The sequence below is a fragment of the Streptomyces sp. NPDC045287 genome (assembly GCF_056432325.1).
Window position 1 is genome coordinate 304943 of record NZ_JBWKJG010000004.1, and the last position, 13369, is coordinate 318311.

The following is a 13369-nucleotide window of genomic DNA, read 5'->3' on the forward strand; positions in this document are numbered from 1 at the left end:
CATCCAGTAACACCCGAATTCCACATTCGTCTCTTACCCTTGAACCGTCGAACCCAAGACCGCTCCGGTAAGGATTTCTCGTGGAACTGGCCTATTACTCGGATTACGCCGTGCGTCTGGTGAACACCGAGGAGCCGGCGCGCAACAAGGACTCCCTCACCTCCGTCGAGGCGGTGCGGGACCTGTTCATCGAGATGTCCCAGATGTCCCGCCGGGTGACGGACGGCGACGTGACCCGGTTCCGCGCGGTGCGGGCGCGGCTGCGGGCGGTCTTCACGGCGGCCGACGAGGGCGACCCGGCGCGGGCGGTGGACCTGCTGAACTCGCTGCTGCTGGAGTTCCCGGTCAGCCCCCAGATCTCCGGCCACGACCTGCTCGACGACGAGGGCCACCCCCGCTGGCACATGCACCTGGCGGAACACCCGTCGAACGCGACCGCCGGGTACGCCGCCGTCGCCGCCATGGGCCTGGCGTTCCACCTCACGGAGTTCGGCGCGGACCGGCTGGGCCTGTGCCAGGCGGCCCCGTGCCGCAACGCGTACCTGGACACCTCCACCAACCGCTCCCGCCGCTACTGCTCCGACCGCTGCGCCACCCGCGCCAACGTGGCCGCCTACCGGGCCCGCAAGCGCTTGGAGACCGAGCGGTCCGCGAGCACCGGCCGCACGGCCGAGAGCAGCCAGGCCAGCACGACGCCGACGGACCGCTGACGCCCGGGCCGGACGCCCCGGTACCGCGCCCGGACCCGGCCCAGCACCAGCTCGGAGGGGACCGTCCCGAAGGCCCTGCTGTCCACCGCCTCGGCGGCCCGGTTGTCCCCCAGCACCCACCAGCCGCCGTCGCGCCGCTCCACCAGCCGCTTGATGATCAGCAGGTCCTGCTGGAGCGGATGGCGCAGCACGACCACCGCGCCGGGGCGCAACGGCGCCCCGTAGTGCACCAGCAGCCGGTCCCCGTGGTGCAGCGTGGGCACCATGGAGGGCCCCGTCACCTCCGCGATCCCGAAGGGCAGCAAGGGCCCGCGCCCTCGTTCCGTCATCAGCGTCCACCACCTGCCGGGGTTCCCACGTGCGGTTCCTCCACCGGTCCCATGATCACCCCGGACTTTTGTCCTAAGCCTCAGGGGGCGCTCGCGAAAACCGGTCCCTCACCGAGTAATGTCCCACCTGAGAAGACGATCACGAGGAAGGACAGCTGCATGCTTTCCCGCCTGTTTGCCCCGAAGGTCAAGGTCAGCGCCCACTGCGACCTGCCTTGCGGTGTCTACGACCCTGCTCAGGCCCGCATCGAGGCCGAGTCGGTCAAGGCCGTCCAGGAGAAGATGGCCGCGAACGACGACCCGCACTTCCAGGCCCGCGCCACGGTGATCAAGGAGCAGCGCGCCGAGCTGGCGAAGCACCACGTCTCCGTGCTGTGGAGCGACTACTTCAAGGCCCCGCACTTCGAGAAGTACCCGGAGCTGCACCAGCTGGTCAACGACACCCTGAAGGCCCTGTCGGCCGCCAAGGCGTCGACGGACCCGAAGACCGGCGAGAAGGCCCTGGAGCTCATCGCCGAGATCGACCGCATCTTCTGGGAGACCAAGAAGGCGTGATCCCCGCCCCGCGGCCCCGCAGGGGAGCCGCGGGCCGGAACGCATGAACGGGGCCCGGCCGCACCGAGCGGCCGGGCCCTTCCGCGTTCCCGAGACCCTTGTTCCCGAGAACCTTCGGGAGAGCGACGGGAGACGGGGCCGGGAAGACCGCGCGGACCCCTCCCGCCGGCCCCGTCGGCGCCTCATCGGCGGCGGACGAGGACGCCTCCCGGGCAAGTGATCTCGTACGCCCCGTACTGACCGATGTGGTCGGTGACGAGGGCACGGGCCCGGTCGACGGTCGCGTCGAAGGGCACCTCGTGCTGGTCCGCCCACGCCCGGTAGGACGCCATGTGGGCGATGACCGGTTCAGGATCGCGGACGGTGACGGTGCCGGGCGGTTCGATCGTCTCCACCCGGTCGGATTCCTCGCCGAGGACGGCCGGGACCTCCTCCAGGGAGAAGCGGGCGCTGAGCGAAATGCGGGCCGGTCCGCGTTCGGTGCCCGGGACGTCGCCGGTGGCCCGTTGCCACAGATCGTCGAGTTCGACCTCGTCGCGGTCGCTGTTGGTGGAGACGATCACCAGTCCGTCACGGGTCAGGACACGGGACGGCTCTCTGTCCGCCTGGGGAATGTCCGGGACGTGGTAGGGAGCATGTGCAGCGCCAAGGCGGCGTCGACGCTCCCGGTGGGTGGTCAGCGGCAGGCGGGTGGCGTCCGCCACGGCGACCGGGCCGGGGACACCGGCGAGGATGCCGGAGACGATGTCCGGGCCGAGCAGGGTCAGGTGGGGACGGTCCGTCGCGGAGCCGCTGGGTGAACGTGCCGTTGCCGCAGCCGACGTCGACCACGCGCCCGCGTACGCCGCTCAGTTGCTCGCCGATGATGCCGGGCAGGTCGTAACGGGGCGTCTGCCACCGGTAGAGCAGCTGCCGGGCCGCCAGGTCCCCATCGCTGCTGTACGCGCTGCCCGCCAGGCGGGTCCGGTCGGTGACGGCGGCGTCGTGGGCGGCGGACAGTTCGGTCACGTCGGCAGCTTGGGAGGGTGGGCGGCGGGTGAGGCCGCGGGGACGACCGCGTGCTGTAGTCGTTCACGCAGGTGCGCCGCCTGCGCAACTCGACCATGCTGTGGCCCGTTCAATTCCCGGCCCAGAACAGTGAGCCGGCGTGCGGGCGGGGCCTTTCGCCTCCTGAGACCGCATGTTCCACATTCTGAGATGCCGACGGTGGCCGTTCGTCCCGGTGCGGCCGTGTGGGCGGAGCGTCGGGAAACGATCGGCAGGGACGGCCGGGGGCGTCCGGCCGTTTGTCGCCGAATCCGCCGACTGCTTGGTCATCTGTCGCCCGTGGCCGAGGATCCTTCCTGTCCGGGCGTGCGGGGAGACGGCGCTGCCGAACCAGAGGAGACGGGTGTGGGAATGAGTGCGGGGAAGCGGTCCGCGGAGGAGATCCTGATCGTCGGGGCCGGTGTGGTGGGGGCCTCGGTCGCGTACCACCTCACGCGGCTGGGGCACGACCGGGTGACCGTGCTCGACGCCCGTGACCGTGCCGTGCTGCCCGGGTCGACCGGCCTGGCGCCCGGTTTCGTGGGACAGCTCAGCGCCAGCCCGGAGTTGACGGCGCTGGCCCGGCAGAGCGTCGCCCTCTACCGCGCGCTCTCGGAGGCCGTGCCCGCACCGGTCTTCCGGCAGGTCGGCTGCCTGGAGGTCGCCACCACCCCCGCCCGCCTGGAGCAGGCCCACCGGGATGCCGAGCAGGGCGGGCGGGTCGGGCTGGAGGCGCGTGTGGTCGACGCCGCCGAGGCCGTCGCCCTGGCGCCCGCGCTGGTCGACGCCGACCGCGCCCTGGGCGGGCTGTACCTGCCGTCCGACGGCGCGGCCGACCCGGTCGCGCTCACCCTCGCCCTCGTCGAGGCCGCGGAGGAGGGCGGGGCGCGTTTCCGCTTCGGCACGCCGGTGCGGGCGCTGGAGTCCGAGGGCGGCCGGGTGGTGGGCGTGCGCGCGGGCGCGGACGGCACGCTGCTGCGCGCCGGCCGGGTCGTGCTGGCCACCGGGATCTGGGGGCCCGTGCTGGCGGCGGAGGTCGGGGTGCGGCTGCCCATGGTGGACGTCCAGCACCCCTACCTGTTCACCGCCGAGTTGCCCGGGCTCGACGACACCCCCATCGACGCGCCGATCGTCCGCTACCCCGACCACACCGTCTACGCCCGCCGCCACGGCCGCCGCTACGGACTGGGGAGTTACGCCCACGCCCCGCTCCCGCTGACTCCGTCGGCCTCGCTCGCCTCCGCGGAACTCCCCTTCAGCGAAAGCGTCTTCGGTCCCGCCCTCGCCGAGGCGACCGAGCTCGTGCCGGTCTTCCGCACGGCGCCGAGGGGGCGACGCCTCAACGGCGTGTTCGCCCTGACCCCCGACGAGCTCCCGCTGGTCGGACCCGCCGGGGTGGCCGGCCTGTGGTGCGCGGAGGCGTCCTGGGTCACGCACGCGGGCGGTGTCGGCCGCCAGCTGGCGAACATGCTCCTGGACACCGGCGACCTGCTCGTCGACCCCGAGCGGCTGGCCCCCGACCGTTTCGCCTCGTGGAGCGACGAGAAGATCCGCGAGACGGCCCTGGGCCACTACCGGGGCATCTACGACGCGCACTGACGCGGTTCCGTCGGCGCGGTTCTGTCGGCGCGGACCCGTCGGTGCGGGCCGGGGGTCCGCGCCGCGCTCCGACGGCCGTCCGGGGGCGGGGGCCATCCGGGGGCGACGGCCATCCGGGGCCGGGGGCCATCCGGGGGCGGGCCACATCGCCCGTCGCGCCGTGCGGCAAGGCCGCGCTCCGACGGCCGCCCGGAGAGCGGGGCCTCGGCGGTCGGGGTCGGGATCGGGGTCGGCCCTGACTTTCGTCGGGGGGTGCAGCCGCTGTTCGGCAGGGGTTCCGGGGCGGGTCGGCCTCTAGCTTCGGCGGCATGGACAAGGGACTTCGGCGTGGCACGCGGGCGGCTCGGTTGGCAGGGGGTGGGGGTGCCCTCGGGATCGGCGGGGGCGTCGTCGTGTGGCTCGCGCCCGGGGGGCTGGGGGATCCCGGTGCGACGGCCGTGACCACCGGGGCCTCCGCGGACGCGTACCGGGCGCTGAGCGGGGCCGCGGTGGACGGGCCCGGGTGGCTGGGCGGGCTGTTGGAGGTGGCCACCGAGGGGACGCTCGTGGTGCTCGGGGTGCTGCTCCTCGCCGTGTGGTGGGCGGGGTTGCGCGCTGGGGACGCGCGCCGGGTCGCCGGGACGGTGCTGGCCGGGGTGGGGACCGTCGTGGCGTACGGGGTGAGCGAGGCCGTCAAGCTGATCGTCGACGAGGAGCGGCCCTGCCGGGCGCTCGGGGCGGTCGCGCGGGTGGTGGCGGAGTGCCCCGAGCCGGGCGACTGGTCGTTCCCCAGCAACCACGCGACCCTCGCCGCCGCTCTGGCCGTCGGCCTGGCCCTCGTACGGCCCGGGCTGGCCCTGCTGACGCTGCCGCTCGCGGTGGCCGCCGCGCTGCTGCGGGTGCTGGTGGGCGTGCACTACCCGCACGACGTGGCCGCGGGCGCCGTACTCGGCGGGGCCTTCGCGGTGGCCGCCGCGCTGGTCGGGGGCCCGCCCGCGCGGCGGCTCACCGCGCGGACCCTGGCGACGCGCGCCGGGTCACGGGCGGTCCGGCGGCGGGACGATGCCCGCCTCGTGGGCGACGACGGCGGCCGCGGCCCGGTTGTCGACGCCCAGGCGGGACAGGATCGAGCTGACGTGGGCCTTCACGGTGCCCTCCACGACGTGGAGCCGGCGGGCGATCTGGGCGTTGGACAGGCCCGTGCCGAGCAGGGACAGGACGTCCCGCTCGCGTGGGGTGAGCGCCGCGACCCGTTCGCGGGCGGTGTCGCGCCGGGCGGCCCGGTCGCCGGCGCCGGTGGCGGCGAGGTGCGCGACCACGCGCGCGGCGACCTTCGGTGACAGGTAGGCGGCGCCGTCCGCCACCGCGCGGACGCCCGCGATCAGCTCCTCGGGCTCGCCCGACTTGATCAGGAAGCCGGCGGCGCCGTTGCCGAGGGCCTGGAGGATGTAGTCGTCCTCCCCGAAGGTCGTCAGGACGACCACCCCCGTGGCGGGTGCCGCGCGGCGGATCTCGGCCGCCGCGCGGATGCCGTCCAGGCCGGGCATGCGGATGTCGAGGACGGCGACGTCGGGCCGGTGGCGGAGGGTCAGCTCGACGGCGTCGTGGCCGTCGCCCGCCTCCGCGACGACCTCGATGCCGGGGTCGGTGGCGAGGACGGCGCGGACGCCCGCGCGGACCATCGGCTCGTCGTCGGCGATCAGTGTCCGGATCATCGCGCGCCGCCGTTCACGGAGTGACCACGTCGCGGGACCACAGGGCGCCGCCGCGGAAGCAGAGGCGGTACGCGTCGCCCGACCGGTCGTCGAAGTGGTCGGCCGTGATGGCGTAGTACTCGCATGCGATGCCCTCTCCCTCCGGTTCCGGTACCGCCGGCCGGCTGACCAGTTGACGTTCCGGCAGCAGCCGCGCCACCTCCGTCCGATCCTGCCCGATCCGCAGTCGGGCGTAGGCGCCGGGTTCGAGGACGGCCTGGGTCGCCGTGGCCGCCTCCCAGCCGACGAGGGCGGCGGTGAGGACCGCGCCGGTCGCCACCGGGACCACCGCGAGGGCCGCGAGCGCCCGCCCGGCGCGGCGGCGGGCGCGGCGGTGCTCCTGCGGGAGCGGGACGCGATCGGACGCCGTGCGGTCCGGCGCCACGCGGTCGGACGCCGCGTGGCCGGCGGGCTCCGACGGGCGTACGGGGGCGGTGTGCGGGAGGACGGCGGTGACCGCGAAGCCGCCGCCCTCCGGACCGTACCGGAGAGTGCCGCCCGCGAGCCGTACGCGCTCGTCCAGGCCGATGAGGCCCCGCCCCCCGCCGGAGGGGGCGCCGGGCCGGGGGCGGGGCGCCGGACCGTTCTCCACCCGCACCTCCGTCCGGCCGTCGCCGTGGACCAGGCGGACCACGGCGGTGGCGCCCGGGGCGTGCTTGGCGACGTTGGTGAGCGCCTCCTGGACGACGCGGTGGGCCGCCCGCGCCACGGCCGGCGGCAGGCCCTCCCCCGCCGGTGCCGCGCCCTCGACGCCCAGCTCCACCGCGAGCCCCGAGGCGGTCGCCGAGGCGACCAGCCGGGCCAGCCCCGCGTCCGGGGAGCTGCCCGGCGTCGACTCCGGCGGCGCGTCCTCCTCCCGCAACAGGCCGACGACCTCCCCGAGCCGCTCCACGGCGGCGCCCGCCCGGGCGCGGATGTCCCGTGCTGTGGCGCGGTGCTCGCCGGCGAGGCCGGGGGCGAGTTGGAGCGCCCCGGCGGACAGGGCGATCAGGCTCAGGTCGTGGCCGAGCAGGTCGTGCATGTCCTGGGCGATGCGGGCCCGTTCGCGCAGCCGGGCCTGCTCGGCGACGAGCCGCTGCTCGCGCTCCAGGTGCGCGGCGCGCTCCCAGCCGGCCCGGACCAGCTCCCGGTACTGCCACCAGAACCGGCCCGCGCACCACGGCAGCATGGCGCCGGCCACCACCACGCCCACGAAGACGGTGGCGTGCACGAACCAGGACGGCACCGCCAGGACCGCCAGCACGCCCGCCGCGAGGACGCCACCCAGCGCGAGGGCGCTCGGCCACGCCCTGCCCGGTCGGCAGCCGGCCAGGAAGGCGGCCGCCGCGGTCGGCAGCGCCCACCAGTCGCTTCGTACGCTCAGCCCCGCCCCGACGGTCGCCGCCACCAGCAGCGCGCCCGTCGTCCAGGCCGCGGCGCCCCTTCCCGCTGTGCTCTCCATGGGGCGACCGTACGCAGGGCGCGGGCCGTCAGGACACTGCCGAAAGTCCACCTTCCGGCAGCCGGTGGCGGCTCGCGCCGTACCCCAGCCGACACCGGGCGGGGCCGGGCGAGGCCCGTACGGGATCGGGCAGGCCGGGCGGGACCAGTGCGAGGCCGGTACGGGACCGGGCGGCGCCGGTACAGGACCGGGCAGGGCCCGTACGGGATCGGGCAGGCCGGGTGGGGCCGGTGCAAGGCCGGTACGGGACCGGCCGGCGCCGGTACGGGACCGAGCGGGGCCCGTACGGGATCGGGCAGGCCGGGCGGGGCCGGTGCGAGGCCGGGCGGCGCCGGTGTTGGTCGAAGGCGTCGCGCGGCGGCCCCGACCAGGGCGTGCCCGCCGGACCACCGGTACGCCGGGCCACCCGGCCACCAGACCGTCGGTACGCCGGGCCACCCGACCGCCGGGCCACCCGACCGCCGGACCGTCGGTACGCCGGGCCACCGAGCCGCCGCTCGCGCCGCTCCCCCGCCCGTCCCCGCGGGTCGGGGCGTCTGTGCGAACCGTCCGGCGGGCGGCCCGCGAGTGGACGCCCGCGGTGCGCCTCGCGGGCGCGCTTCGCGGAGGTTCCCCGGCGACCCGGTCATACGGGCGCCCCTCCCCTCCCGTCGTACGGCCGGACGGGGAACACCCCCGCGGGAAGGGGACACCGATGGTGAGACGATCCGCCGGGCTGGCGGCCGTGGGCCTGGCGCTCGGCGCGGCCCTCTCCCCCCTCGCGACGGCGGGCAGCGCGCACGCCGCCGCGCAGGGCGTGAACACCACCGTGCAGGCCGGCAGCAACATCCGGGCGGCGGCCACCACGAACAGCAGACACCTCGGCACCACGCGGTCCGTGAGCACGGCGGCGATCCAGTGCCACACCCGCGGCCAGTACGTGAAGGTCGGCGCCTACGGCACCGAAGTCTGGTACTTCGGCAACGTCTTCGACGACACCCCCGGTTCCCCGCACGGGTACATCGGCGTGTGGGTCTGGGGCGGCAACGTCAACGTCGGCGCGGATCCCCACCCCGACGTGCCCCGCTGCTGAACCCCGAAACGAACCGAACCCAACCGGAACGAACCGAGGAGCACCTCCATGACGACCAAGCGAAGCAGGTCGACCGCGGCCGCCGGGCTCGTGCTCGGCGCGGCCCTCTCCCTGCTCGGCGCCGCCGGGACCGCCGAGGCCGCGCCCACCGGCACCACCGGTTACGCGACGACCGTGCAGGCGCACAGCAACCTGCGCGAACAGCCCAACACCAGCAGCCGCATCTGGGGCACCACGACGAAGGTGACCGAGGCCGGCGTCGAGTGCTACACCCTCGGCCAGTACGTGAAGGTCGGCACCTACGGCACCAGCGTCTGGTACTACGGCACCGTCATCGACTACGACATCGGCCACATCTACTCCAACGTGTGGATGTGGGGCGGCAACGTGAACGTGGGCGCCGACCCGGCCCCCGGCATCCCCCGCTGCTGACCTACCCGCGCCCCCCACCGCCACCGCCCCGCCGGCCCCCACACACCCCGCACCACCCCGCCGGCCCCCACGCACCGGATCCTGCGGTCACGCGCCGGATCCTGCGGCCACGCGCCGCACGGCCGGAGACGAGGAGCCCGCCCGGGCGACGCCTCCGGGCCGTCGGCGGGGCCGCCGGGCACACGGCGGTCCAGTGAGCGGTGGAGCGGGGCGGCGGGGCGTGACGGCCGGACGGGCGGTCAGACGGCGCGGAGGAGGGGGCTGCCGTGGCGCAGCAGCCACTGGCGGTAGGCGGAGGTGCGCAGGGCGACCTCGCGGTAGGCGGCGGCCAGTTCGGTGTGGGCGGCCTCGTACAGGGGCGCCGCGGGCGCGCCGGCCTCCGCGGGCCGGTGGCAGAGCAGGAGCCGTACGGCCAGCGGGTCGTCGCGCAGCGGGCGGATCGCCATGTCGTCGCGCGGGCCCGAGGTGGGCTGGCAGGGGGCGACGGCCTCGCCGGCGACGACGAGGGACGCGGCCGTGTGGTAGTCGGCGTGGAGCACCGGCGGATCGATCCCGGCGGCGCCGAGGACCCGCCGCAGCCCGTCCCACTCGCCGTCGACGGTCGGGTCGACCATCCACCGGTCCTCCGCCAGGTCGGCCAGGTCGACGACGGGCAGGACGGCGGCCGGGTGGTCGCGGGCCATGGAGACGAACTGCGGCTCCCGGTCGACCAGGACCCGCCGTTCCAGTCCCTCGGGGACGCGCAGCGGGCAGCCCTCCACCTCGTGGACGAACGCCACGTCGAGCTGCCCGGCGGCGACCGCGCGCAGCAGGGCGTTGGCGGACACGTCCATGTGCAGGGTGATGTCCGTGCCGGGCAGCCGCTGCCGCAACCGGCGCAGCCAGCCGGCGAGGGCGCGGCTGGCGGTGGAGCCGACCCTCAACCGGGCGCCGTCCGTGCGGGCCGCGGCGGCGCGGGTCTCGCTGACGAGGAGCGTGAGCTGGGCGACGAGGGGACGGGCGCGGCTGAGGACGTCCCGGCCGAGCGGGGTGGGCCGGCAGCCGGTGCGTCCCCGGGTGAACAGCTCGGCGCCGAGGGCGGTCTCGATGCGCCGCAGCTGGGTCGTGAGCGAGGGCTGGCTCGTCCCGAGGACCCGGGCGGCCTTGTGCAGGCTGCCCGCGTCGGCGATGGCGCACAGCGCCCGCAGATGCCTCACCTCCAGCTCCATGCCCCGAGCGTAGGGCGGGTGCCTCGCACCACACCAGACGCCGTGAACGCGTGAATTCCCTTCAGATCGAAGGGCGTTGCCGGAGGTGATGCGCTGGTGCTATCGCCGGCTGCCATCATCCGTACGGCCTCGGGGCTCCCCGACACTCTGTCCCAACCGAACGCGTCCACCCCACCGTTCAGGACGAGTAGGAGCCCCCCATGAAGTACCCCAGAGCCGTACTGGCCGCCGCACTGGGCGTCGCCGCCGCCCTCGCGGCCGTGCCCGCGACCACCGCCACCGCCGCCCCGGCGCCCCTCACGCCGGCGACCGCCACCGCCGGGTACGCGGCGTACGCCGGTTCGGCGGAGGAGGCCCGGGCCAACAGGGCCTTCTTCGAGGCGGTCATGGAGTCGGTGGCGAAGAAGCGCGCCGCCGTCCCCGACACCCAGGCCGTCACGGTCGTGTACTCGACGGCCAACGCCCCCTCCTTCCGCACCCAGATAGCCCGCTCGACGCAGATCTGGAACAGCTCGGTCGCCAACGTGAAGCTCCAGGAGGGCAGCACCCCGGACTTCCGGTACTACGAGGGGAACGACTCGCGCGGCTCGTACGCCAGCACCGACGGGCACGGCCGCGGCTACATCTTCCTCGACTACCGGCAGAACCAGATCTACAACTCCACCCGGGTCACCGCCCACGAGACCGGGCACGTCCTGGGCCTGCCGGACAACTACTCGGGCCCGTGCAGCGAGCTGATGTCCGGTGGCGGGCCCGGCCCGTCCTGCACCAACGCGACGCCGAACGCACAGGAGCGCGCCCGCGTCGACTCCCTGTGGCGGTACGGCCTGGCGGGACTCGCCCCGGCCTCCTGACGGCCTCCCGCCCCGCGCGCACGGCGGCGCCCCGGGACGTCCCCCGGGGCGCCGCCACCGCGAACCGCCCTCACGAGCCGGGCCACAGCCGCCACCGCGAACCGCCCCGGGGAGCCGGGCCACAGGCCACCGCCCGAACCACCGCCACGCCCCGGGGCCACGGGTCGGGGCCCCGGCGCGGGGAGCAGGGCGCGGGGAGCCAGGAGACGGCGGCGCGGAGAGCGGTGGCGCCGTCGCCGCCCCGCCGTCCCTACGCCGCCTGGATCAGGTCGCGGGCGAACCGCGCGCCGGGCGGCAACTGGCGCAGGATCCGGCCGAGGGCCCGGTCGAAGTCGCCGCCCGTGACCCCCGACTCGTACGCCGTTCCCCCGTAGTGCAGGGTGAGTTGCAGGTCCACCCGCTCCGGCGACCCGTCGGACAGCGCTTCGCCGATCGTCAGCAGGCAGCAGAGCGTCGCCTGCTGGGACGTGCCGTCGGCGACCACCGGCAGCGGCAGGTCCCATTCGAGCACGCAGCCCGCCAGCGGCAGCCCGCCGCTCTCCTCGGCCGCCCGCAGGTCGGCGAAGCCGCCGCCCGCGTAGTGCACGCCCCTGACGCGGGTGCTGACGCCCCGCCCGTCCGACGTGATGAGGACGGCTTCCGCCCCGCGGCGGTCCCGGTACCAGCCGGTCCAGACTTCGGTCGACTCCGATGACTCCGATGACTCCGATGACATGGCGCGGACTGTAGCGGTACGCCCGCCTCCGGCGTGACGCCGGACACCCCCGGAGCCTGACTTCAGCCGATCTCGGCGCTGTTGCCCGTCTCGTTCCCCAGCCGGCCCCCGTCCTTCTGCGGCGCCCTGCCGAAGCGGTCGCACCGCGAGTTGTGGCACGGCCGGGGCTCCCAGGCGGGGACCCACGCGCCGAGCACCTTGCGTCGATGTATGGCCTTGCCGACAGGCTGTCCGCAGGAGGGGCACACCGGCTCGGCGGTCGGGTCCTCCCGCGGGCGGCGGACGGTTCGGCGTCCTTCGCTGCCCATGCCTCCAGGGTATTGCGGTTCAGCGGTTTCGGCCGTACCAGCGGATGACGACGCCGTTGCCGAAGGTCCGGGCGTCCCGCAGGGCGAAGTCGGTGACGGCGAAGGCGGCGCCGCCGAACATCGGCATCCCCGAGCCGTAGACCTGCGGGTATGACTTGATCACGAGTTCGTCGACCTCGTCGATCAGCTCCCCGGCGACGGTGGCGCCGCCGCACAGCCAGATGCCGAGCGGGCCCTCCTCCGCCTTCAGGGCTCGAACGCGGGCGACCAGGTCGTCGGAGACGATCTCCACGTTCGGGTGCGGGGAGGTCTTGAGGGTGCGGGAGGCGACGATCTCCCGGAGGTGGCCGTACGGGCTGGCCAGGCCGGCGTCCAGGCCGAGCCGGTAGCTGCCGCGGCCCTGGATGACCGTGTCGAAGTGCTTGTTCGGGGCGTCGGCGATGCCGAACATGCGGCGTCCCTCGGTGTTGAGGGTCTCCGGGTACTCGGCGGCGAGGTAGCCGACGTACTCCTCGTCCAGGAACTGGAACATGGAGGAGGCGTCACCCTTCGGGTCGCCGATGAAACCGTCGAGCGAGCAGGCGACGAAATACGTCAGAGTGCGCAAACCATGTCCTTCGGATCCGGGAAGTGGCGGGGCCGACCGCGAGCGATCGCAACCACTACGGCTATAGTGCTACGTCCGTAGTGGTTGCAGCAAGGACGATTTTCGGACACCTGTCGCACGGACGGGACGGAAGAGGGAGGAAGGCCCGTGGCCGGCAATCCGGAACGCAGGCGCGCGCTGCTCGACGCCGCCATCGACGTACTGGCCCACGAGGGCGCCCGGGGACTGACGTTCCGGGCGGTGGACGCGCGGGCGGGCGTCCCCGCCGGTACGGCGTCCAACTACTTCTCCAGCCGGGACGACCTGCTCACCCAGGCGGGCTCCCGCATCCACGTCCGCATGACCCCGCCGCCCGAGCAGGTCGACACGGCGATGCGCCCGGAGCCCCGCCGCGAACTGGTCGCCGAGCTGATGAAGTGGCTGGTCCGGCGGATGGCGGAGGAGCGCACCGGCTACCTGGCGCTGCTGGAGCTACGACTGGAGGCCACCCGCCGCCCGGCGCTCCAGGCCGAACTGAACAGGGCCGTGCGCGAGGAGCTCGACCGCAACATCCGCTTCCACCTGGACGCGGGGCTGCCCGGCGACGCCGGCACCGTCCTCGCCCTGTACCTCGCCATGAACGGCCTGCTGCTGGAACACCTCACCCTGCCGGGCGTGCTCCCCGCGGCGGAGCTGGACCGGACGGTCGACGCCCTCGTCGAACGCATCGTGCCCGAGACCCGTACGGACCCGGACCGTTAGCCCGTAGGGACCCGAACCACGGACCCGTACGGATCCGGA

At 74.8% G+C, this 13369-nt stretch carries 15 protein-coding genes and 1 pseudogene; 8 read left to right on the forward strand and 8 right to left on the reverse strand.

Annotated features, from left to right (window positions below):
* Nucleotides 1-80 precede the first annotated feature (80 nt).
* Entirely contained in the window at nucleotides 81-710 is a 630-nt protein-coding gene (locus AC07D6_RS09640; RefSeq protein WP_315875724.1) for a CGNR zinc finger domain-containing protein, read from the forward strand.
* Here the strand turns inward: AC07D6_RS09640 and sodX are convergent.
* Entirely contained in the window at nucleotides 614-1039 is a 426-nt protein-coding gene (sodX, locus tag AC07D6_RS09645) for a nickel-type superoxide dismutase maturation protease (RefSeq protein ID WP_479043166.1), read from the reverse strand. The two genes, AC07D6_RS09640 and sodX, sit on opposite strands and share 97 nt — an antisense overlap.
* Nucleotides 1040-1198: 159 nt before the next feature.
* On the opposite strand from sodX, the gene sodN reads away from it, so the two are divergent.
* Entirely contained in the window at nucleotides 1199-1594 is a 396-nt protein-coding gene (sodN, locus tag AC07D6_RS09650) for a superoxide dismutase, Ni (RefSeq protein ID WP_023586605.1), read from the forward strand.
* 182 nt (nucleotides 1595-1776) lie between these two features.
* Here the strand turns inward: sodN and AC07D6_RS09655 are convergent, their stop codons facing one another.
* A complete protein-coding gene (locus tag AC07D6_RS09655; protein ID WP_479043168.1) occupies nucleotides 1777-2157 on the reverse strand; it encodes a hypothetical protein in 381 nt (126 codons plus the stop codon).
* A gap of 835 nt (nucleotides 2158-2992) precedes the next feature.
* Between AC07D6_RS09655 and AC07D6_RS09660 the strand changes: the two genes are divergently transcribed.
* Both AC07D6_RS09660 and AC07D6_RS09665 read left to right on the forward strand, forming a co-directional pair.
* Complete coding sequence (locus tag AC07D6_RS09660) at nucleotides 2993-4219, forward strand: NAD(P)/FAD-dependent oxidoreductase (RefSeq protein WP_479043169.1); 1227 nt, start codon at nucleotides 2993-2995, stop codon at nucleotides 4217-4219.
* Between the two features lie 308 nt (nucleotides 4220-4527).
* A pseudogene (locus AC07D6_RS09665) lies at nucleotides 4528-5163 on the forward strand (phosphatase PAP2 family protein); the annotation flags it as partial.
* A 72-nt stretch (nucleotides 5164-5235) separates the two neighbouring features.
* Here AC07D6_RS09665 and AC07D6_RS09670 read toward each other — a convergent pair.
* Nucleotides 5236-5913 (reverse strand): response regulator, encoded by a 678-nt coding sequence (locus AC07D6_RS09670; protein WP_479043170.1) that lies wholly within the window; start codon nucleotides 5911-5913, stop codon nucleotides 5236-5238.
* Between the two features lie 13 nt (nucleotides 5914-5926).
* The gene (locus tag AC07D6_RS09675) at nucleotides 5927-7393 is read right to left on the reverse strand and encodes a sensor histidine kinase (RefSeq protein WP_479043172.1); all 1467 of its coding nucleotides are present in this window, start codon (nucleotides 7391-7393) and stop codon (nucleotides 5927-5929) included.
* Between the two features lie 694 nt (nucleotides 7394-8087).
* Here AC07D6_RS09675 and AC07D6_RS09680 point away from each other — a divergent pair.
* Nucleotides 8088-8465, forward strand: coding sequence for a hypothetical protein (locus tag AC07D6_RS09680; protein WP_479043173.1), 378 nt, complete (start codon nucleotides 8088-8090; stop codon nucleotides 8463-8465).
* A gap of 48 nt (nucleotides 8466-8513) precedes the next feature.
* Nucleotides 8514-8897 carry a hypothetical protein gene (locus AC07D6_RS09685; RefSeq protein ID WP_315875731.1) on the forward strand — a complete coding sequence of 128 codons (384 nt, stop codon included), beginning with the start codon at nucleotides 8514-8516 and terminating at the stop codon, nucleotides 8895-8897.
* A gap of 239 nt (nucleotides 8898-9136) precedes the next feature.
* On the opposite strand, the gene AC07D6_RS09690 is transcribed toward AC07D6_RS09685, so the two are convergent.
* Nucleotides 9137-10105: a LysR family transcriptional regulator gene (locus AC07D6_RS09690; RefSeq protein WP_315875732.1), complete on the reverse strand. Its 969-nt coding sequence runs from the start codon at nucleotides 10103-10105 to the stop codon at nucleotides 9137-9139.
* A 200-nt stretch (nucleotides 10106-10305) separates the two neighbouring features.
* Between AC07D6_RS09690 and snpA the strand changes: the two genes are divergently transcribed.
* Complete coding sequence (snpA, locus tag AC07D6_RS09695) at nucleotides 10306-10959, forward strand: snapalysin (protein WP_479043175.1); 654 nt, start codon at nucleotides 10306-10308, stop codon at nucleotides 10957-10959.
* 250 nt (nucleotides 10960-11209) lie between these two features.
* Here snpA and AC07D6_RS09700 read toward each other — a convergent pair whose 3' ends face one another.
* The 3 genes from AC07D6_RS09700 to AC07D6_RS09710 form a co-directional block, all read right to left on the reverse strand.
* The gene (locus AC07D6_RS09700; RefSeq protein ID WP_479043176.1) at nucleotides 11210-11674 is read right to left on the reverse strand and encodes a DUF6304 family protein; all 465 of its coding nucleotides are present in this window, start codon (nucleotides 11672-11674) and stop codon (nucleotides 11210-11212) included.
* A 62-nt stretch (nucleotides 11675-11736) separates the two neighbouring features.
* The gene (locus AC07D6_RS09705) at nucleotides 11737-11982 is read right to left on the reverse strand and encodes a hypothetical protein (protein WP_479043178.1); all 246 of its coding nucleotides are present in this window, start codon (nucleotides 11980-11982) and stop codon (nucleotides 11737-11739) included.
* A gap of 19 nt (nucleotides 11983-12001) precedes the next feature.
* Entirely contained in the window at nucleotides 12002-12589 is a 588-nt protein-coding gene (locus AC07D6_RS09710) for a dihydrofolate reductase family protein (RefSeq protein ID WP_479043179.1), read from the reverse strand.
* 147 nt (nucleotides 12590-12736) lie between these two features.
* Between AC07D6_RS09710 and AC07D6_RS09715 the strand changes: the two genes are divergently transcribed.
* Entirely contained in the window at nucleotides 12737-13330 is a 594-nt protein-coding gene (locus AC07D6_RS09715) for a TetR/AcrR family transcriptional regulator (RefSeq protein ID WP_315875737.1), read from the forward strand.
* Nucleotides 13331-13369: the final 39 nt, after the last annotated feature.

What these genes read in the sequence shown, in the direction of transcription:
- sodX (WP_479043166.1), bottom strand. Translation starts at nt 1,039, where the DNA reads ATGACGGAACGAGGGCGCGGGCCCTTGCTGCCCTTCGGGATCGCGGAG.
- sodN (WP_023586605.1), top strand. Translation starts at nt 1,199, where the DNA reads ATGCTTTCCCGCCTGTTTGCCCCGAAGGTCAAGGTCAGCGCCCACTGC.
- AC07D6_RS09660 (WP_479043169.1), top strand. Translation starts at nt 2,993, where the DNA reads ATGAGTGCGGGGAAGCGGTCCGCGGAGGAGATCCTGATCGTCGGGGCC.
- AC07D6_RS09670 (WP_479043170.1), bottom strand. Translation starts at nt 5,913, where the DNA reads ATGATCCGGACACTGATCGCCGACGACGAGCCGATGGTCCGCGCGGGC.
- AC07D6_RS09675 (WP_479043172.1), bottom strand. Translation starts at nt 7,393, where the DNA reads ATGGAGAGCACAGCGGGAAGGGGCGCCGCGGCCTGGACGACGGGCGCG.
- AC07D6_RS09680 (WP_479043173.1), top strand. Translation starts at nt 8,088, where the DNA reads ATGGTGAGACGATCCGCCGGGCTGGCGGCCGTGGGCCTGGCGCTCGGC.
- AC07D6_RS09685 (WP_315875731.1), top strand. Translation starts at nt 8,514, where the DNA reads ATGACGACCAAGCGAAGCAGGTCGACCGCGGCCGCCGGGCTCGTGCTC.
- AC07D6_RS09690 (WP_315875732.1), bottom strand. Translation starts at nt 10,105, where the DNA reads ATGGAGCTGGAGGTGAGGCATCTGCGGGCGCTGTGCGCCATCGCCGAC.
- snpA (WP_479043175.1), top strand. Translation starts at nt 10,306, where the DNA reads ATGAAGTACCCCAGAGCCGTACTGGCCGCCGCACTGGGCGTCGCCGCC.
- AC07D6_RS09700 (WP_479043176.1), bottom strand. Translation starts at nt 11,674, where the DNA reads ATGTCATCGGAGTCATCGGAGTCATCGGAGTCGACCGAAGTCTGGACC.
- AC07D6_RS09705 (WP_479043178.1), bottom strand. Translation starts at nt 11,982, where the DNA reads ATGGGCAGCGAAGGACGCCGAACCGTCCGCCGCCCGCGGGAGGACCCG.